Genomic DNA, 18,533 nt, shown 5'->3' on the forward strand with positions numbered 1-18,533 from the left:
TCAGCGCGGCTCGCGCAGCACGTAGCCGACCCCGCGCAGCGTGTGCAGCAGCCGCTTGTCACCGGTGTCGATCTTGCGGCGCAGGTAGGAGACGTAGGACTCCACGACGTTGACGTCGCCACCGAAGTCGTAGCGCCAGACGTGGTCGAGGATCTTCGGCTTGCTCAGCACGGTGCCGGCGTTGATGACGAAGTAGCGCAGCAACGTGAACTCCGTCGGCGACAGCGACACCGGTTCGCCGGCCTTCCAGACCTCATGGGTGTCCTCGTCGAGTTCGATGTCGGCGAACGTCAGCCGGGAGTTGCGCGGCTCGCTGGCGCCCTTGCCGGAGCGGCGCAGGATGACCCGCAGGCGGGCCACCACCTCCTCCAGGCTGAACGGCTTGGTCACGTAGTCGTCGCCGCCGAGGGTGAGGCCGGTGATCTTGTCCTGCAGCGAGTCGCGCGCGGTGAGGAACAGCGCAGGTGCGTCGATCCCGTCGGCGCGCAGCCGGCGGAGCACGCCGAAGCCGTCCATGCCGGGCATCATGACGTCGAGGATGACCGCGTCCGGACGGACCTCCCGGGCGCGATCCAGCGCAGCCGGGCCGCTGGAGGCAGTGTACACCTCGAAACCCTGGAACTTCAGGCTCACCGACAGCAGTTCTACGATGTTGGTTTCGTCATCGACCACCAGCACTCGGGCTTCCGGCGCAGCCTCCTGCGCAACTGTTGCTCCCATGCGTTCAATTACCTCGTGGTCCGGTAAATACTCCCTGGATACCAACTGTGTGTTTGTTGTCAACAAAACTACCGGATACGGGCGGGTGAGCGCCATACACTGGCCGAATGAGCCTGGTCAATCAGCTGATCGCCGCATCCACCGCACCGGCCCGGATGGGACTGGCGATCGCCGAGACGGGCCTGGGCATCGCCGGAGCGGCGCTCGGCATGGCGAAGCGCAGCCTCGGCGAGGTCTCCGGCGGCACGGTCGGGGGCAACTCGATGGCGCAGATGCTGGGCCTGGAGGATGCGATCGGCCGGGCCAACCGGCTGGCGAAGCTGATGGACGACGACGCCCCGCTGGGACGCGCGCTGGCACCCGGCGGGCCGGCGGACCGGCTGCTGGCCCCCGGCGGCCTGGTCGACCAGCTGACCGGGCCGGGCGGGCTGATCGACCGGCTCACCGCCGAGGGTGGCGGCCTGCAGCGGGCGCTGCAGCCGGGCGGCCTGGTGGACCAGCTCACCGACGAGGACGGGCTGATCGAGCGACTGCTGGCCGAGGACGGGCTAGCCGACCGACTGCTGAGCGAGGGCGGGTTGATCGACAAGCTCACCGCGCGCAACGGGCCGCTGGAGCAGCTCGCCAACGTCGCCGACACCCTGGCCCGGCTGGCACCGGGGATGGAGGCCCTGGAACCGGCGATCGAGACCCTGCAGGACGCCGTCGTCGCACTGACGCTGGTGGTCAATCCGCTGAGCAACATCGCCGAGCGCATCCCGTTGCTGCCGCGCCGGGGCCGGCGGGCGGCGCGGGAACTGCCGAGTGGCCCCGACTCGCGGTAGCGACCGCCCGCCACCCGCTTGCCCCGCCGAGCGTGAAGTTAGGTTCACGTTCGACGGTCCGCAGTGAACCCACGCTCACGTTCGGCGGGGACGGAGCATGGAGCCGCGTGAGAGACTCGAACTCTCGACATCCGCTTTACAAGAGCGACGCTCTACCAACTGAGCTAACGCGGCCAACACCGGCTCAATGAGCCGTGACGATTGTACGACGGGAGTCGGCGCCCGAGCCGCCCGCTCCCGGGCATTGAAACCCCGCCGCCACCTCGGGCATCGTGATGTGACGGCTCCGGTTCACCGCGGCCGCCCCCACGACAGAAGGCGGTACCCGTGCACGGCGAATACAAGGTCCCCGGCGGCAAACTCGTCACGGTCGACGTCGACATCGAAGGTGAGCGCCTCACCAACGTGCGGGTGGCCGGCGACTTCTTCCTGGACCCGGACTCCGCACTGGACCGCATCACCGGCGCCCTGGAGGGACTGCCCGCGATCGCCTCCGCGCAGGAGATCGCGCAGGCCGTCGCCGACGCGCTGCACCCGGGCGACACCCTGCTGGGTTTCGACGGCGACGCGGTCGGCGTGGCGGTACGCCGGGCACTCGGTCACGCACTCGACTGGGACGACCTCGACTTCGAGGTGATCCACTCCCCCACCGTCGCCCCGATGCTCAACGTCGCCCTGGACGAGACGATGGCCGAGGACGTGGCGGCCCGCCGGCGCAAGCCGTTCCTGCGGATCTGGGAGTGGGATTCGCCGTGCATCGTGATCGGCTCCTTCCAGTCCTACGACAACGAGATCAACCAGGCCGGCATCGACCGGCACGGCATGACGGTCTGCCGGCGGCCCAGCGGCGGCGGCGCGATGTTCATGGAGCCGGGAAACTGCATCACCTACTCGCTGGTGGCGCCGACCGCCCTGGTCGACGGCATGAGCTTCGCCGCGTCGTATCCGTTTCTGGATCAGTGGGTGCTCGAGGCGCTGGGCAAGGTCGGGGTGGACGCGCACTACGTTCCGCTGAACGACATCGCCTCCGACGCCGGCAAGATCGGCGGCTCGGCGCAGAAACGGTTCGCCTCCGGGGTGATGGTCCACCACGCGACGATGGCCTACGACATCGACGCCGACAAGATGCTCGACTGCCTGCGGATCGGTCAGGAGAAGATCCGGGACAAGGGAATCCGGTCCGCCGCCAAGCGGGTCGACCCGATGCGCTCGCAGACCGGGATGGCGCGCGCCGACATCATCGCGGTGTTCCTCGACCACTTCACCGCCCGATACGCCGCGACACCGGGCGAGGTGACCGAGGCGGATCTGGCCCGCGCACAGGAGCGCTGCGCGCAGAAGTTCAGCCACGACGAGTGGACCCGGCGCATTCCCTGACTCCCGGCCGCCGATCGCGGGTTGCGAGAATGCCTTGCATGGTTGAGCAGAGTCTCTGGATGCAGAAAGTCGCCGCCGATCCCGACCACTCACACTGGTACATCGAACGCTTCCGCGCCAAGGCGCTCGCCGGGGAGGATCTGGCCGGCGAGGCGCGGATGGTCGACGCGATGGTGCCCCGCGGCGCCCGCATCCTCGACGCCGGCTGCGGCCCCGGCCGCCTCGGCGGCTATCTGTCGCGGGCCGGCCACGACGTGGTCGGCGTCGACGTCGACCCGGAGTTGATCGCCGCCGCCGAGGAGGACCACCCCGGCCCGCGCTGGCTGGTGGGCGACCTGGCCGAGCTCGACCTGCCCGCCCGCGGCGTCGCCGAGAAGTTCGATGTGATCGTCTCCGCCGGCAACGTGATGGGGTTCCTCGCCCCGAGCACCCGGCCGCTGGTGATCGAGCGCCTGCGCGCCCACGTCGCCGATGACGGCCGGGTGGTGATCGGTTTCGGCGCCGCGTTCGGCTACGACTACGGCGAGTTCTTCACCCACGTCGAAGCGGCCGGCCTTGCACCGGATCTGCTGCTGTCCACCTGGGATCTGCGGCCGTTCACCGCCGAGTCGGACTTCCTGGTGGCGATCCTGCGACCGGCGTAGTCAGTCCGATTCGTCGTCGGTCCACTCCATGCCGTCGGCGTCCTGGTGCAACCCGTCATGCCCCTCAGCCAGCATGCACCGCATGCCGTCGGACTCCGCGTAGTACAGCTGACACTGCCCCATCTGAACCTCCCCATTCGTGCTTACCGGGTCAGTCTGCACCCTGGGTACGACAAGACAGAGACGAAGCCGTCATCGCACCCCTAGGCTGGACTCCATGCGCTCGGCGGTGGCGGAGTGGGGCAAGCGTGCCGACATGGTCGTCCACAACGACGACCCGTTCAACTGCGAGCCGCCACCGGCGGCGCTGGCGGGAAACGAGATCACCGAAACCCCGGCGTTCTACTGCCGCAACCACGGGCACATCCCCGCCATCGCGCCCGAAGACTGGCGGCTGACGATCACCACCGACGGCTCCGAACCGCGCACGCTGACCTACCACGACCTGACCACCTTCCGATCCCGCGACGTGATCGCCACCCTGCAGTGCGCCGGCAACCGGCGGCGCGAGTTGCTGCAGGTCCGCCCGATGCCGGGCAAGGAGCCGTGGGCGCAGTGCGCGATCTCCACCGCGGTGTGGCACGGCGCGTCGCTGTCAGATGTGTTGGCGGCGGCGGGTATTCATCGCAGCGAAGGGCATGTGGCGTTCACCGGTCCCGACCTCGCCACGCAGGTCCACCAGGTGTTCGGCGCCTCGATCCCACTGGCCACGGCTCTCTCCGGTGACACCCTGCTGGCCTGGGAGATGAACGGCGAACCGCTGCCCCGCGTGCACGGTGGCCCGGTGCGGGTGGTGGTGCCGGGCTTCATCGGCGCTCGCAGCGTCAAATGGTTGACCGGCGTCAGCGTGCAGACCGACCCGTCGGCGAATCATTTTCAGGCCGTGGACTATCGGTTGCACGGCGAGGCGCTGTCGACGTTGCCGCTGAACTGCGCGATCCTGACCCCCGACGACGGCGCCGGCGTTCCAGCCGGAAAACTCACGATCCACGGCTACGCGATCGGCGCGGACTGCGAGCGGATCACCCGGGTCGAGGTCTCCCTGGACGACGGCCACAACTGGCAGGAAGCCACACTGAGCGCACCCCGCAACCGGTGGACCTGGCGATTCTGGACGCTGGACACCGTCGTCGCCGAAGGTCCGCTGGGCATCACCGCACGCGCCGTCGACGACACCGGCGCCAGCCATCCGGAATCACCTGCGACGCTGTGGAATCCCGGCGGCTACGCGAACAACGCCTGGGCGCGGGCGACCGTGCGGGTGCAGGCCACGCAGCCGGTCTGATCGTCCCCGAAATATATTCACTAGCCATGGGCGCCGGTCACGATCACAGCCACCGCGATGCGCGGCTGTCCCGGATGGTCATCGCCGCGACCATCCTCACCGCGTATTTCGCCGTCGAGGTGACGACCGCGCTGGCGATCAACTCGATCGCCCTGCTCGCCGACGCCGGTCATCTGCTCACCGACCTGGCCGCCCTGTTCATGGGTGTGGCGGCGGTGATGCTGGCCCGCCGCGGCAGCTCGTCGCCGTCCCGCACCTACGGCTGGCACCGCGCCGAGGTGTTCACCGCGGTCGCCAACGCCGTGCTGCTGATCGGGGTGGCGACGTTCATCCTCACCGAGGCGATCCGCCGGATCGGGTCGGCACCGGAGGTCCCCGGGGTGCCGATGATCGTCGTCGCACTGCTGGGCCTGGTGGTCAACGCCGGCGTGGCACTGCTGCTGCGGTCGCATTCAGCGCACAGCCTCGCGGTGCGCGGCGCCTACCTGGAGGTCGTCGCCGACACCGTGGGCAGTCTCGGGGTGCTGATCGCGGGTGTGGTCACGCTGACCACCCGGTGGCCCTACGCCGACGTCGTCGTCGCGGTATTCGTCGCGCTGTGGGTGCTGCCGCGGGCGTTCTCACTGGCCGGCGCCGCGCTGCGGATCCTGTCGGAGGCCTCCCCGAGCCACATCGACGTCGGCGAACTGCGGACGGCACTGGCCGCGGTCGACGGGGTCACCGACGTCCACGACTTGCACGTCTGGACCCTGGTGCCCGGTCAGGACATGGCCACCGCCCACCTGCGGAGCAGCGCTGACGCGGGACGGGTGCTCACCGACGCGCACGCGGTGCTGGCTGCGCGCGGGCTGCGGCACGCCACGGTCCAGGTTGAGCCACCCGGCGCGGGCGGCGAGTGCGGCGTCGACTGCTGAGCCATCTCCACCGCCGTCTGTCGGCACGTATACCGCTGACTGGCAGGTGCGGTCAGTAAGCTGCGAACTAGCGTCAGCCGATCCCCGAGCCGGAGAACATCAGCCACCCATGCCAAAGCAACCGGAGCCGGACCCCAACGAGGCCGCCGAGCCCACCGAAGTCATCAACATCGCCGAGATCACCGAGGCCACCGAGGCTATTGAGGCCACCGAGACCTTCGCGGCCATCGAGTCCATCGAGAGTGCCGAGACCGCGCAACCCACGGCCGCGGCCGAACCGAACCCCGATGAGCAGGTCACCGAGGTCATCACCACCGACCCCGCCCCGGCGCCGGAAGCCCAGCCTGAGCGCCGGTTCACCGCGCCCGGCTTCGACGCCAGCAAGACCGAGGTGATGCCGACCCTCACCGAGCAGGCCACCGAGATGATCACCGCCCAGCCTGGCGTCGAGGCGGGCAAGGCCGCACCACGGCAGATCTCCGCCCGCTTCGGCGGTCGGTTGCCGGCGACGACGCCGCGCAGCTGGGGCTGGGTGATGGCACTGATCCTGATCATCCTGGCGCTGGCGGTGGTCGCCGTGCTGGGCACCCTGTGGCTGACCCGGGACAGCCGGGCGCAGGCGTCGCAGGAGGAACGGGTCCGCGACACCGTCCAGAGTTTCGACGTCGCGGTGCAGAACGGGGACCTCGCCTCGCTGCGCAGTCTGACCTGCGGTGACATCCGGGACCGCTACGACAATTACGACCAGCGCGCCTGGAACGACACCTACAGCCGGATCGCGGCCGCCAAGCAGTACCCGGTGATCGCCAGCATCGACCAGGTCGTCGTCAACGACGGGCAGGCGGAGGTCAACGTCACCGCGTTCATGGCCTACGAGCCGCGGACCCGGTCGACCCGCAGCCTCGACCTGCAGTACCGCGACGACCAGTGGAAGATCTGCCAGGCCCGCAGCTGACGCAGGGCCGACCGAAACCGGCCGACCCTGCGGGAGTCAGGACTAAACGCCCAGCGACTTACCGGCGCTGTGCAGGTCGTTGCAGGCTTCCACGACGCGCTCGCTCATCGCGGCCTCGGCCTTCTTGAGGTAGCTGCGCGGGTCGTAGACCTTCTTGTTGCCGACTTCGCCGTCGACCTTGAGCACGCCGTCGTAGTTGGTGAACATGTGCGCGGCGAGCGGGCGGGTGAACGCGTACTGGGTGTCGGTGTCGACGTTCATCTTCACCACGCCGTGCCGCAGCGACTCCTCGATCTCGGACTTCAGCGAGCCCGAACCGCCGTGGAAGACGAAGTTGAACGGCTTGGCGTCGGCGGCCAGGCCCAGCTTGGCGGCGGCGACCTTCTGGCCCTCGCCGAGGATGTCCGGGCGCAGCACCACGTTGCCCGGCTTGTAGACGCCGTGCACGTTGCCGAAGGTGGCGGCCAGCAGGTACTCGCCGTGCTCGCCGGCGCCCAGGGCGGCGATCGTCTTCTCGAAGTCCTCCGGTGAGGTGTACAGCTTCTCGTTGATCTCGGCCTCGACGCCATCCTCCTCGCCGCCGACGACGCCGATCTCCACCTCGAGGATGATCTTGGCGGCCACCGCGGCGGCCAGCAGCTCCTTGGCGATGGTCAGGTTCTCGTCGATCGGCACCGCCGAGCCGTCCCACATGTGCGACTGGAACAGCGGGGCCTTGCCGGCCTTCACGCGCTCGGTGGAGATCGCCAGCAGCGGGCGGACGTAGCCGTCCAGCTTGTCCTTCGGGCAGTGGTCGGTGTGCAGCGCGACGTTCACCGAGTACTTGGCGGCGATGACGTGCGCGAACTCGGCCAGCGCGACGGCGCCGGTCACCATGTCCTTGACCCCGAGCCCGGAGCCGAACTCCGCGCCACCGGTCGAGAACTGGATGATGCCGTCACTGCCGGCGTCGGCGAAACCCTTGATCGCGGCGTTGATGGTCTCCGAGGAGGTGCAGTTGATCGCCGGGAACGCGTAGGCGTTCTGCTTGGCTTTCGCCAGCATCTCGGCGTAGACCTCGGGGGTTGCGATAGGCATGGAACTCTCTCCTCGTCAGCTGACCGGACCTGACGTCGAGTATCTCAGCAACGGTTTCACCGGCACCCCCCGGTATGTTGGTGCGTCATGAGCACCACCGTTGTCGCGATGCCCGGCCTGCTGGACCCGATGTATTGGCTGGGCGCCGGCGGCGTCTTCCACGGCGCCGTGCTGCCCGCGATCCTGGTGGTCGTCTTCATCGAGACCGGCCTGCTGTTCCCGCTGCTGCCGGGTGAGTCGCTGCTGTTCACCGGCGGCCTGCTGGCGGCCAAGGGCCTGGCGCCGGACATCTGGGTGCTGGCGCCGGCGGTCGCGGTGGTGGCGGTGCTCGGCGATCAGTGCGGCTATTTCATCGGCCGACGGATCGGCCCGGCGCTGTTCAAGAAGGAAGACTCCCGGTTCTTCAAGAAGCACTACGTGACCGAGTCGCACGCCTTCTTCGAGAAGTACGGGCCGTGGGCGATCATCCTGGCCCGGTTCGCCCCGTTCGTGCGGACGTTCGTGCCGGTGGTGGCCGGGGTCTCCTACATGCGCTACCCGGTCTACCTGGGGTTCGACATCGTCGGCGGTGTGCTGTGGGGCGGCGGGGTGACGACGCTCGGCTACTTCCTGGGCAACGTTCCGGTCGTGCACGAGAACCTGGAGAAGATCATCCTGGTGATCTTGTTCGTGTCGATGATTCCGGCGTTCCTCGCCGCCGGTAAGGCCTACCGGAACCGGCACCGCGTGGCCGGTGAAGCCGAGGCGGCCGACGAGCCGGCGACGGAGAGCACGGCTTAGCTGCTCACGGTCGCGACACTGACTGCGTGCGCGGCCTCCATCAGCATCCACCCGCCCAGCTGCACCGACAGGTCGCGTTCGGGCACCTCGGATTCGGTGACCGCCCCGCCGACGGACCGGGCGGTGGCCCCCTCGGCCCGCGGCACCTCGGCGGTCTGGTCCCAGAACGCCCCGAACAGTGGCAGCCCGGCAACCGACTGCCGGTAATCCCACGCCGATTTCGCCGACGACAGCACCATCTTGGCGGCGGTGGCACGCGCCGCATCGTCGTCGGCGGACTCCCCCGGCAGGTCGGTGGCGACCAGCGCCAGGTAGCGGGCGGTGATCCCGGCGAACAGCCCGCCGTCACCGCCGCCGGCGCCCTTGAGCACCCCGCCGGGCGCCATGTGCTCGGCGACGGCGGCCACCAGCCGGTGCACCCGGGGCGCGTGCCGCGGGTCGCGGGTGCGCACGGCCAGTTCGGTCTCCAGCCCGAGCACCACACCCTGGCAGTAGGTGTACTGGGCGCGCACCATCGAGCCCGACCGGATCCCGTCGAACACCAGGTGGGTCTCCGGGTCGATCAGGGTGGCGTCGAGCCAGTCGCCCATCGCCTGGGCGCGCGCCAGCCAATCCGGGTGGCGGGCCAGGAAGATCCCGGCCGGCCCGTTCGCGGGCGCGTTCAAGAAGGGCGCGACGCCCGGCTCCTCTTTGCGCCACGGGATGCCGCCGCCCGCCTCGGGCATCCACGACTCGGCCAGCTGCCGGGTGAGGGCGTTCAGTGCTCGGTGCCGGTCGATCCCGGTGACCCGTTCGGCCCGCTGGATCGCCAGCGCCAGCCACGCCATGTCGTCGTAGTACTGGTTGGTCCATCGCAGGGCGTTGTGCACCCAGTGTCCGCGGATCTGCCGTTTGATCCGCACCGCCCGCTCGTGCTGCGGGTCGCGCAGTTGCGCGTCGATCAAGCAGTCCAGCAGGTGCGCCTGCCACCAGTAGTGCCAGTGCGGGGCGCGCCGGATCGGCGGCCACGCCACCACGCCCAGCTGGGTTCCGGGGAGATGCCAGAGCGATTTGAGGTGGCGTGCGGTGACGGCGGCCTCGGCGCTCTCCGCCCGGTTGGCCCAAACCTGATCCATGGTTTCCGATCCTGCCCTACCGGGCGGCGTAAGTTCGGTGATGTCGAGATGGCGAGCCGAGGCGGAGGCGACACGATGACGACTGCGGAACCGATAGTGCCGAAGCTGGGCCTGCTCACCGACCTCCCCGGAACCTGGCACGGCACCGGCTTCAACATCGCCGCCAGCCCGGATTTCGGCGGCGGCGGTGATGTGTTCCTGAACCTGAATCTCACCGTCGACACGGTGACGTTCGATCCGGTGCCGGCGATCATCCACAACCGCGGGTTCGCGCAGGCCGACATCGAACTGTTCGGCATGACGTATCTGCAGCACAGCACCGACGCCACCACCGGCGGCCCGATCCACGCCGAGCCGGGGTTCTGGATCAACCAGCCGCCGACGACCAGCCCGGCGGCGGCTCCCCCGCCGGGCGGGCAGTTGATCGCCCGGATGTGGAGCATTCCGCACGGCGCGTCGATGGTGGCGCAGGGCTTCGCTCTGCCGTTCTCCGGCCCGCCGGTACTCAATGGCGGTGCCGCCCCGGCATTCTCATGCTTCCCGTCGTTCAACAGCACTCCGCTCTCCCCGGCGTTCCCCGACCCGGCGGCGACGATCAGCCCCGCCGGCGCCGCGGAAGCCGGCTTCGGTGAGTACCGCGTGGAGAGTCATCCGGCGCTGCCGCTCGCGATCACTCAGCAACTGGTCAACGACCCGATCACCTTGCTGCAGAGCGTGATCGAGCAGCAAGTCGCCGACGGTTACGCGTTCGAGGGGGTGGCGCTGAACATCTCGACGGCGGCGTCGGTGCCGTTCGCCTCCGGGGCCGTCGAACTGCCTCAATTCGGCGGCGGCGTCACCAATCTCGGATTCCTGCGCGGTGCTTCAGACCGGCAGCCCAACCTCAGCGTGGCCGGCGTCTACGCGACGTTCTGGATCCAGCGGCTGAGCCACCCCGACGGCCGTCCCACCCTGCTGCAATTGCAGTACGTGCAAACGGCACTGGTGAACTTCCCGGCCCGCTCCCGGTCCGGGCAGCCGAACCTCAGTTGGCCGCACGTCTCGGTGTCGACGCTGCACCGGGCGGTCTAGCCTCACCAGGCGGCGTCGAGGTGCCCGTGCTGAGTTATCCAGGCGTGCATGGCGATTCCGGCCGCCACCCCGACGTTGATGCTGCGGGTGGAGCCGAATTGGGCGATCGACACGGTCAGGCCCGCACCGGATTTCATATCCTCGGTGATGCCTGGGCCCTCGGAGCCGAACACCAGCAGGCAGTCGGCCGGCAGCGCGGTCTGCTCCAGCCGTGACGAGCCGGCGACGTTGTCCACCGCGACGACGGTCAAACCCGTTGCGGCTGCGAAGTTCAGCAGGTCGGCGGCGGTGTCGTGGTGGGCCAGCCGCTGGTAGCGGTCGGTGACCATGGCGCCGCGCCGGTTCCAGCGCCGTCGCCCGACGATGTGCACGGTGTCGACGGCGAACGCGTTGGCGGTGCGCACCACCGAGCCGATGTTGGCGTCGTGGCCGAAGTTCTCGATCGCGATGTGCAGCCGGTGCCGGCGGGAGTCGATGTCGGCGATGATCGCCTCGCGGGTCCAGTACCGGTAGGCGTCGACGACGTTGCGGGTGTCGCCCTCGCGCAACAACTCCGGGTCGTAGCGGGGGTCGTCGGGTAGCGGTCCCGGCCACGGCCCGACGCCGTTGGGCGGCGGGAACCATTCGGTGGGCCCCGGCGGTTGCTCAGGCACCGATGGTCCACACCGCGGCATGGGTACCGACCACCGACACCGAGGCGTACAGCAGCGCCGCGCTGATCTCGCCGTGCGTGCACAGCGACGCCGGGACGTGCACCGAGCTCAGCGATGCCTCCGGCAGGATCAGCACCGAGGAGCCGAACGCCTGGCATTCCGGGCTCAGCCCGGGCACCGGCGTCGCCGGGCCGGCCAACAGCATCAGCGGTCCACCGCGGGCCAGCGCATCGGTGCGGTACTGCGCCGCGGACGCGTCCGCGACCAGGCTGATCACCATGAATCCGTTGCCGGTGAACGCCTTCGGATCACCGAGCGCGGCCGGCGCCAGCGGTACCCCGTCGGATCGCCACGCCGACAGGCCCTGGGTGGTGAGCACCAGTCCGGTGTCGGCCGAGTTGTCCGGGGCGATGCCCACCGGGAACGCCGCGGCGTAGGCGACGGTGCTCTCCTTGATCCGATCGGCCGGTGAGTAGACGTAGACCCCGCGCGCCGCGCTGCGTTCCTTCAGCGGCCCCAGGCAGACGGTGCCGGACAGTCGGTCGGCCTCACGGTTGTCCAGCGGGCTGGACGTCAACGCCAGCAGCGGGTCGCAGCTGTCCAGGCCGGTCGCCTCGATCGGGTGCAGCGGATTGCCGTAGATCCCGAACCGCAGGTCTTTCGCCGCGGCGTGCGGGGCGTTCGCGTCGGTGACGTGCCCGGTGACGTCGATCAGCACCCGGTCGGACTGCCAGCGCAGGTTGGACACCGTCAGCTCCCAGCCGAGCACGCTCAGCGCGGTGCCCAGCGTGCCGCCCTGCGCGCCGTACGGCCCGGTCGGTCCGTGCGAGCCCGAGCACGCCGTCAGGGCCAGCGCCAGCAGCGTCGCGATCAGGGTGCGCACGGCGGCTACTGCAGCCCCAGATCCGACAGACCGAGCACGCTGCGGTACGGCAGGCCTTCGGCGGCAACGGCTTCCGCCGCCCCGGTGGCCCGGTCCACCACGGTCACCACGCCAACCACCTGGCCGCCGGCCTCCCTCACGGAACGCACCGCGGTCAGCACCGACCCGCCGGTGGTGGAGGTGTCCTCTACCACCAGGACCGGACGACCGGCGACGTCGGCGCCTTCGATAAGCCGTTGCATCCCATGGGCTTTCACCGCCTTGCGCACCACGAACGCGTCGATCGGTCGGCCCGGTGCATGCATGACGGCGGTGGCCACCGGGTCCGCGCCCAGGGTCAGCCCGCCCACGGCGACGTAGTCCCAGTCGTCGGTGAGCTCCCGGATCAGCCGGCCGATCAGCGGCGCGGCGCGGTGATGCAGGGTGGAGCGGCGCAGGTCGACGTAGTAGTCGGCTTCCTTGCCCGACGACAGCGTGACCCGGCCGTGCACCACCGACAGTTCCTTGACCAGCCCGGCCAGCTCGTCACGTGCTGTTGAATTAAGTGCGCCCACGGCCCCGTCCGAATGTGTTGGTCATCGCCCGCGACAGTCCGCGCGGCAGCAGCCGGCTGACGGTGGTGAGCGTCTTGTACTGGATTCCCGGGACGCTGAGGACGTCGCCCCGGGCGATGTCGGCGAGGCTCGTCGACACGACGTCGTCGACCTCCATCCACATGAACGACGGCAGTGAGGCCATGTCGATCCCGGCCCGTTCGTGGAATTCGGTGTGCACATAGCCGGGGCAGACGGCGTGGATGCTCACGCCGGTGCCGTGCAGCCCGCCGGCCAGCCCCTCGGTGAACGACACCACCCAGGCTTTGGACGCCGAATACGTGGATCCGCGCCCGGACAGCAGGCCCGCCACGCTGGACACGTTGATGACGGTGCCGGCGCCGGCGTCGATCATCGCCGGCAACGCCGCACGGGTCAGCTGCATCACCGCGGTGACGTTGACGTCCAGCTGAGCCTGTAGCAGCGCCGGGTCGGCGGTCCAGAACTCCCCGGAGGTGCCGAATCCGGCGTTGTTGACCAGCACCCGCACCCCGGCGGCCAGCCGTTCGGCGACCCGCTCGCGCCCGGCGGCCTCGGCCAGGTCGGCGGGGAGAACCTCGACGGCGCCGCCGTGGGTGCCGCGCAGTTCGGCGGCCAACTCTTCCAGCCGGGCGGCGTTGCGGGCGACCAGCACCAGGTCGTAGCCGTCGGCGGCGTAGCGGCGCGCATAGCCGGCACCCAGCCCGGAGGTGGGCCCGGTGATCAGGGCGGTGGGTTTCTGCGACATCAGCGCGGGTAGTGCGCGGTCTGACGACCGTTGCGGCCGGCCGGCGCGTGCCGCATGCTCGGTTCGGCGTGCCCGTTGGTCTTGCGCACCGGGTCGGCGGAGTCGATCGGGCGGCGGCGCGGCCGCGGCTGCGCGGGCGGGGCCGCGTTGCCCAGCGGCGGTGTCATGGCCTTCGAGGGTGGGGTGACCCGCTCGCGGGCGGCGGGCTTGGCCGGCCGGTCCTCGGCGGCCTCCGAACCGTTGGGGCGGCTGGGCTCCCCGTTGCGCCGGGACGCCGGTGCGGCTTTTGCCTCCACGCGGGCCTGGCGCGGCACCGGGGGCAGCACCCGCAGCAGGTCGTTGAACTGGCGAACGCTGCGCAGTCCTTCGTCCCACTGGGCGCGGTTGCTGGACACCGGCATCGACACCAGCGTCCAGTTCTCCTCGTTCCACATGATCTCGGAGCAGTCCGGTGCGGTGTGGGCGAAGGTGACCATCCGCCGGTCGCAGACCCGCCGGGCGGCGTCGAGGTTGGTGGAGTACACCATCCGCGGGCCGATCGCGCCGAGCAGCCAGACGTCGCCCTCCCGGGGCTCCTTGAGGCCTTTGAGGCGGACGTCGACGACGACGTTGGTGGCGACCTTGCGGTGCAGGGCGATCACGGTCGCCACTTCCTCCAGGTCGAAGATGTACACCGCTTCACCGCGGATCTGGCCGAGCACCACGTTGCGGGCGGGCACGTCGCCGACCGACGACATCACGCCGCGCTTCCAGCGTTTGACGATGTCGGTGGACTCCGGTTCGAAGTCGAAACCATGCGAGCGGGCCCACGATCTGCGGCGCCTGCTGCGGCCCCGACGCTGGTCGAGGTCCACGTACAGCAGCACGGCCGCGCCGACGAAGCACAGCGCGGACAGGGTGAACCAGAGGGGGACCATCGGGCCTAGCGTATCCGCTTCGAGGCGCGATAGACGAATGCTATCGGGTCACAACCGTGCATCACCGGCGCCGCTAGGGCGTCACCGTCTCGTTCGGGACAATGTGCATGGACCCGTTGCCTGCCATCGAGACGTACACCTGGTTCTGCTGGAACAGCCAGTTGCCGGTGTTCATGTACGAACCCATCTGACCAATCACCGGGCTGTTGGTTCCAGTGGAGTTGACGGTGTAGTCGTACAACTCGGTCCCACCCTTGGTCGGGTCGCCGTTGTAGACGGTCACCTGCTGCCCCGATGCCAAGATGTCGCCGACCTTGCCCTCGGTCAGGTTCTGCGGGATGGTGCCGAACACGCCGCCGGAGTCCATGATCCCGGTGACCTGGTGTGCCGTCTGCCCGCCATCGAACGACACCCAGAGCGGAGTGATCGGTGCACCCGCGATCGTGACCCCACCGGTCAGCGGGTCGGCACCGAACGTCATCGTGCCGTTGGCCTGATCGATCAGCACACCCTTGCCCAGGTCACCGGGCAGGTCCTGAATGGGGTTGTGATCCATCGGGCCGCTCGCGTTCGGCCCGATGCCCAGGATGCCGGTGGCGTCGGCCGGTCCGAGCATGCTACCGATCGTCCAGTGGCCGGCGAACATCTGCTGCAGGGTGGTCGGGAACGAGAACAGCACGACGTTCACGTCGGTGTCGGTCGCCGTCAGGTCGACGTTGTGACCGAACTCCACCGTGGTCGGCACCGTCATGTAGACGTAACCGACACCGCCGGCAAAACTGCCGACCCCGAAGTTGGTCGGCATACCCGCGCCCTGCCAGCCGTAGTCCTGCCACGGGATCACCAGGCCGTTGGAGCCGGTGTCGACCAGGACGTTGGTGTCGTGACCGCCGCCGACGTTGACGTTGATCACCGGCTCGCCGCCGAGTTTCGTCGCACCGTCGGCGCTGACGTACGACGGGTTGACGGTGAGCGGGATCTGGTCCGGCCCCAGATTAGTGGAGCCGCCGGCCGCCGCACTGCCGGAGATATCCGCGGTGGACGTGCCGTTCAGCCAGCCCAGGTCGTGCTCCAGGCTCTGGAACGGCGCGACGATGTAGTCCTGGTAGAAGTCGTCGAACGAAGCGTCGGACGGCGTCAGTGCGAGGGCCGATCCGGCCGTGTCCGCGCCGGAGAACAGGTCGGCGATCGGCTGAAGCCAGTCGTCCCAGTCGGCGTTCGCGGCCGGCGCCAGTGGCACCACCCCGATCGCCAAGAACGCACCGACGGCCCCCACCGCCCCGACAACACGACGACGTGACATCGCTTACCCCTCCGCTGAACCGCGCCCTAAGCGACGCCGCAACCTTCTCAGTAGCCGTTAGGCTAACCGATCAGTCCGACAAGCGCACCTGGAGATTCCCCCGCGAAGGTGAAAATCAGCCCAGTTTCAGCGACTCACCGTCGGGACCGAGGTTCACCGGCACCACGTCACCGTCGTGCACCTCCCCTGCCAGCAGCAGCTTCGCCAGCTGGTCACCGATGGCCTGCTGGATCAGCCGGCGCAGCGGCCGCGCCCCGTACACGGGATCGAAGCCACGGTCTGCCAGCCACTTCTTGGCCTCCAGCGACACCTCCAGCGTCAGCCGGCGCTGCTGCAGCCGCTTGGCCAGTTGCTCCAGCTGGATGTCGACGATATGGACCAGTTCGTCGGAGTCGAGGTGGCTGAAGATCAGCACGTCGTCGAGCCGGTTGATGAACTCCGGTTTGAACGCCGCCCGCACTGCCGCCATCACCTGCTCGTCAGTGCCGCCGTGGCCCAGGTTCGAGGTCAGGATCAGGATCGTGTTGCGGAAGTCGACGGTGCGGCCCTGCCCGTCGGTGAGCCGGCCCTCGTCGAGGACCTGCAGCAGCACGTCGAACACGTCCGGGTGCGCCTTCTCCACCTCGTCGAACAGCACCACCGTGTAGGGCCGGCGGCGCACCGCCTCGGTCAGCTGCCCGCCCTGGTCGTAGCCGACGTATCCGGGGGGCGCCCCGACCAGCCGCGCCACCGAGTGCTTCTCCCCGTACTCGCTCATGTCGATGCGGACCATCGCCCGCTCGTCGTCGAAGAGGAAGTCAGCGAGTGCCTTGGCCAGTTCGGTCTTGCCGACGCCGGTCGGGCCCAGGAACAGGAAGGAACCGGTGGGCCGGTTGGGGTCGGCGACCCCGGCCCGGGCGCGGCGCACCGCGTCGGAGACGGCGGTGACCGCATTGCGTTGCCCGACAACGCGTTTGCCCAGTTCGTCTTCCATCCGCAGCAGCTTGGCGGTCTCACCTTCGAGCATCCGGCCGGCCGGGATTCCGGTCCAGGCGCTGACGACGTCGGCGATGTCGTCGGGACCGACCTCCTCCTTGAGCATCACGTCTTCGCGGGCCTGCGCGTTCGGAATCGCCGACTCCAGCTTCTTCTCCACCTCCGGGATCCGCCCGTAGCGCAGTTCGGCGGCCTTGGCCAGATCCCCGTCGCGTTCGGCACGATCGGATTCGCCGCGCAGGATCTCCAGCTGTTCCTTGAGTTCACGCACCACGTCGATGGCGTTCTTCTCGTTCTGCCAGCGGGTGGTCAGCTGCGTCAGCTTCTCCTTCTGGTCGGCCAGTTCGGTGCGCAGCTTCTCCAGCCGCTCCTTGGAGGCGTCGTCCTCTTCTTTCTGCAGCGCCATCTCCTCGATCTCCAGGCGGCGCACCAGTCGCTCCACCTCGTCGATCTCGACGGGGCGGGAGTCGATCTCCATCTTCAGCCGGGATGCGGCCTCATCCACCAGGTCGATTGCCTTGTCCGGCAGGAACCGCGCGGTGATGTAGCGGTCGGACAGCGTGGCCGCGGCGACCAGTGCGGAGTCGGTGATCCGCACGCCGTGGTGCACCTCGTAGCGGTCCTTGAGCCCACGCAGGATGCCGACGGTGTCCTCCACCGACGGTTCACCGACGAACACCTGCTGGAAGCGGCGTTCCAGGGCGGCGTCCTTCTCGATGTACTTGCGGTACTCCTCCAGCGTCGTCGCACCCACGAGCCGCAGCTCGCCGCGGGCCAGCATCGGCTTGATCATGTTGCCGGCGTCCATCGCACCCTCGCCGGTGGCACCGGCGCCGACGATCGTGTGCAACTCGTCGATGAACGTGATGATCTGCCCGGCGGAGTTCTTGATGTCGTCGAGGACGGCCTTGAGGCGTTCCTCGAACTCCCCGCGGTATTTCGCGCCGGCCACCATCGAACCCATGTCGAGGGAGACGACGGTCTTGTCGCGCAGGCTGTCCGGCACGTCACCGGCGACGATGCGCTGGGCGAGACCCTCCACGATGGCGGTCTTGCCGACGCCGGGCTCACCGATCAGCACCGGGTTGTTCTTGGTGCGGCGGCTCAAAACCTGCACGACGCGGCGGATCTCGGTGTCACGACCGATCACCGGGTCCAGCTTGCCCTCGCGGGCGCGGGCGGTCAGGTCGGTGGAATACTTCTCCAGCGCCTGGTAGGTGTTCTCCGGGTCGGGGCTGGTGACCCGGGCGGAGCCGCGGACCTTGACGAACGCCTCCCGTAACACCTGCGGGGAGGCGCCGTGGCCGGTGAGCAGCCTGGCGACGTCGGAGTCCCCGGTGGCCAGACCGACCATGACATGTTCGGTGGAGACGTACTCGTCGTCCATCTCGGTCGCCAGCTGTTGGGCGGTCGTGATCGCGGCCAGCGATTCGCGGGAGAGTTGCGGCTGTGCGCTGGCGTTGGTGACCTGCGGCGCGGTGTCGATGAGGCGCTGCGCCTCGGTGCGGATGGTCGCCGGGTCGACGCCGACCGCCTCCAGCAGGGGTGCGGCGATCCCGTCGTTCTGGGTCAGCAGCGCCTGCAGCAGATGCGCGGGCCGGATCTCGGTGTTGCGCGCGGCGGTGGCCGTCTGCAACGCCGCCGTCAGCGCCGCCTGCGTCTTGGTGGTCGGGTTGAACGAGTCCACAAGGCCTCCATTCGGGTCTGAAACGATTCTTGG

At 69.2% G+C, this 18,533-nt stretch carries 19 protein-coding genes and 1 tRNA gene; 8 read left to right on the plus strand and 12 right to left on the minus strand.

Features of this window, described 5'->3' with window-relative positions:
- Positions 1–720, minus strand: coding sequence for a response regulator transcription factor (locus tag KIH27_RS02805; RefSeq protein ID WP_214091390.1), 720 nt, complete (start codon positions 718–720; stop codon positions 1–3).
- A 107-nt stretch (positions 721–827) separates the two neighbouring features.
- Here KIH27_RS02805 and KIH27_RS02810 point away from each other — a divergent pair, with 107 nt between their 5' ends.
- Positions 828–1,544, plus strand: a complete 717-nt coding sequence (locus tag KIH27_RS02810; protein WP_214091391.1) for an MlaD family protein — start codon at positions 828–830, stop codon at positions 1,542–1,544.
- Positions 1,545–1,642: 98 nt separating this feature from the next.
- Here the strand turns inward: KIH27_RS02810 and KIH27_RS02815 are convergent.
- Positions 1,643–1,718, minus strand: a tRNA-Thr gene (locus tag KIH27_RS02815).
- A 153-nt stretch (positions 1,719–1,871) separates the two neighbouring features.
- On the opposite strand from KIH27_RS02815, the gene lplAB reads away from it, so the two are divergent.
- Both lplAB and KIH27_RS02825 read left to right on the plus strand, forming a co-directional pair.
- Entirely contained in the window at positions 1,872–2,921 is a 1,050-nt protein-coding gene (gene lplAB / locus KIH27_RS02820) for a lipoate-protein ligase LplAB (protein WP_214091392.1), read from the plus strand.
- A 38-nt stretch (positions 2,922–2,959) separates the two neighbouring features.
- A complete protein-coding gene (locus KIH27_RS02825) occupies positions 2,960–3,565 on the plus strand; it encodes a class I SAM-dependent methyltransferase (RefSeq protein WP_214091393.1) in 606 nt (201 codons plus the stop codon).
- On the opposite strand, the gene KIH27_RS22920 is transcribed toward KIH27_RS02825, so the two are convergent.
- Positions 3,566–3,688, minus strand: coding sequence for a hypothetical protein (locus tag KIH27_RS22920; RefSeq protein WP_284144669.1), 123 nt, complete (start codon positions 3,686–3,688; stop codon positions 3,566–3,568).
- Between the two features lie 94 nt (positions 3,689–3,782).
- On the opposite strand from KIH27_RS22920, the gene KIH27_RS02830 reads away from it, so the two are divergent.
- From KIH27_RS02830 to KIH27_RS02840, 3 genes are all read left to right on the plus strand, one after another.
- Positions 3,783–4,850, plus strand: coding sequence for a sulfite oxidase (locus KIH27_RS02830; RefSeq protein WP_214091394.1), 1,068 nt, complete (start codon positions 3,783–3,785; stop codon positions 4,848–4,850).
- Between the two features lie 26 nt (positions 4,851–4,876).
- Positions 4,877–5,764 carry a cation diffusion facilitator family transporter gene (locus KIH27_RS02835; protein WP_214091395.1) on the plus strand — a complete coding sequence of 296 codons (888 nt, stop codon included), beginning with the start codon at positions 4,877–4,879 and terminating at the stop codon, positions 5,762–5,764.
- Between the two features lie 109 nt (positions 5,765–5,873).
- A complete protein-coding gene (locus KIH27_RS02840; protein WP_214091396.1) occupies positions 5,874–6,719 on the plus strand; it encodes an Rv0361 family membrane protein in 846 nt (281 codons plus the stop codon).
- Positions 6,720–6,761: 42 nt separating this feature from the next.
- On the opposite strand, the gene fbaA is transcribed toward KIH27_RS02840, so the two are convergent.
- Positions 6,762–7,796, minus strand: a complete 1,035-nt coding sequence (gene fbaA / locus KIH27_RS02845) for a class II fructose-bisphosphate aldolase (RefSeq protein WP_214091397.1) — start codon at positions 7,794–7,796, stop codon at positions 6,762–6,764.
- 87 nt (positions 7,797–7,883) lie between these two features.
- Between fbaA and KIH27_RS02850 the strand changes: the two genes are divergently transcribed.
- The gene (locus KIH27_RS02850; RefSeq protein ID WP_214091398.1) at positions 7,884–8,576 is read left to right on the plus strand and encodes a DedA family protein; all 693 of its coding nucleotides are present in this window, start codon (positions 7,884–7,886) and stop codon (positions 8,574–8,576) included.
- Here KIH27_RS02850 and KIH27_RS02855 read toward each other — a convergent pair.
- On the minus strand, positions 8,573–9,691 hold the full coding sequence (locus KIH27_RS02855) for a glycoside hydrolase family 76 protein (RefSeq protein ID WP_214091399.1): 1,119 nt from the start codon (positions 9,689–9,691) through the stop codon (positions 8,573–8,575). The two genes, KIH27_RS02850 and KIH27_RS02855, sit on opposite strands and share 4 nt — an antisense overlap.
- A gap of 75 nt (positions 9,692–9,766) precedes the next feature.
- On the opposite strand from KIH27_RS02855, the gene KIH27_RS02860 reads away from it, so the two are divergent.
- The gene (locus KIH27_RS02860) at positions 9,767–10,762 is read left to right on the plus strand and encodes a heme-binding protein (RefSeq protein WP_214091400.1); all 996 of its coding nucleotides are present in this window, start codon (positions 9,767–9,769) and stop codon (positions 10,760–10,762) included.
- A gap of 2 nt (positions 10,763–10,764) precedes the next feature.
- Here KIH27_RS02860 and KIH27_RS02865 read toward each other — a convergent pair whose 3' ends face one another.
- The 7 genes from KIH27_RS02865 to clpB all read right to left on the minus strand — a co-directional run bounded on the left by KIH27_RS02865 (position 10,765) and on the right by clpB (position 18,500).
- Complete coding sequence (locus tag KIH27_RS02865; protein WP_307856766.1) at positions 10,765–11,415, minus strand: TrmH family RNA methyltransferase; 651 nt, start codon at positions 11,413–11,415, stop codon at positions 10,765–10,767.
- The gene (locus KIH27_RS02870) at positions 11,408–12,298 is read right to left on the minus strand and encodes a hypothetical protein (RefSeq protein ID WP_214091402.1); all 891 of its coding nucleotides are present in this window, start codon (positions 12,296–12,298) and stop codon (positions 11,408–11,410) included. Before KIH27_RS02870 ends, KIH27_RS02865 begins: the two co-directional genes overlap by 8 nt.
- A 5-nt stretch (positions 12,299–12,303) precedes the next feature.
- Positions 12,304–12,852: an orotate phosphoribosyltransferase gene (gene pyrE / locus KIH27_RS02875; RefSeq protein ID WP_214091403.1), complete on the minus strand. Its 549-nt coding sequence runs from the start codon at positions 12,850–12,852 to the stop codon at positions 12,304–12,306.
- Positions 12,839–13,618 (minus strand): SDR family NAD(P)-dependent oxidoreductase, encoded by a 780-nt coding sequence (locus KIH27_RS02880; protein WP_214091404.1) that lies wholly within the window; start codon positions 13,616–13,618, stop codon positions 12,839–12,841. The genes pyrE and KIH27_RS02880 overlap by 14 nt, the downstream gene beginning before the upstream one ends.
- A complete protein-coding gene (gene ttfA / locus KIH27_RS02885) occupies positions 13,618–14,535 on the minus strand; it encodes a trehalose monomycolate transport factor TtfA (protein WP_214091405.1) in 918 nt (305 codons plus the stop codon). The genes KIH27_RS02880 and ttfA overlap by 1 nt, the downstream gene beginning before the upstream one ends.
- A 73-nt stretch (positions 14,536–14,608) precedes the next feature.
- Positions 14,609–15,838 (minus strand): PecA family PE domain-processing aspartic protease, encoded by a 1,230-nt coding sequence (locus KIH27_RS02890; RefSeq protein WP_214091406.1) that lies wholly within the window; start codon positions 15,836–15,838, stop codon positions 14,609–14,611.
- 115 nt (positions 15,839–15,953) lie between these two features.
- Positions 15,954–18,500 carry an ATP-dependent chaperone ClpB gene (clpB, locus tag KIH27_RS02895; RefSeq protein ID WP_214091407.1) on the minus strand — a complete coding sequence of 849 codons (2,547 nt, stop codon included), beginning with the start codon at positions 18,498–18,500 and terminating at the stop codon, positions 15,954–15,956.
- Positions 18,501–18,533 lie beyond the last annotated feature (33 nt).

This window comes from Mycolicibacter acidiphilus, from assembly GCF_018455725.1.
Lineage (GTDB): Bacteria > Actinomycetota > Actinomycetes > Mycobacteriales > Mycobacteriaceae > Mycobacterium > Mycobacterium acidiphilum.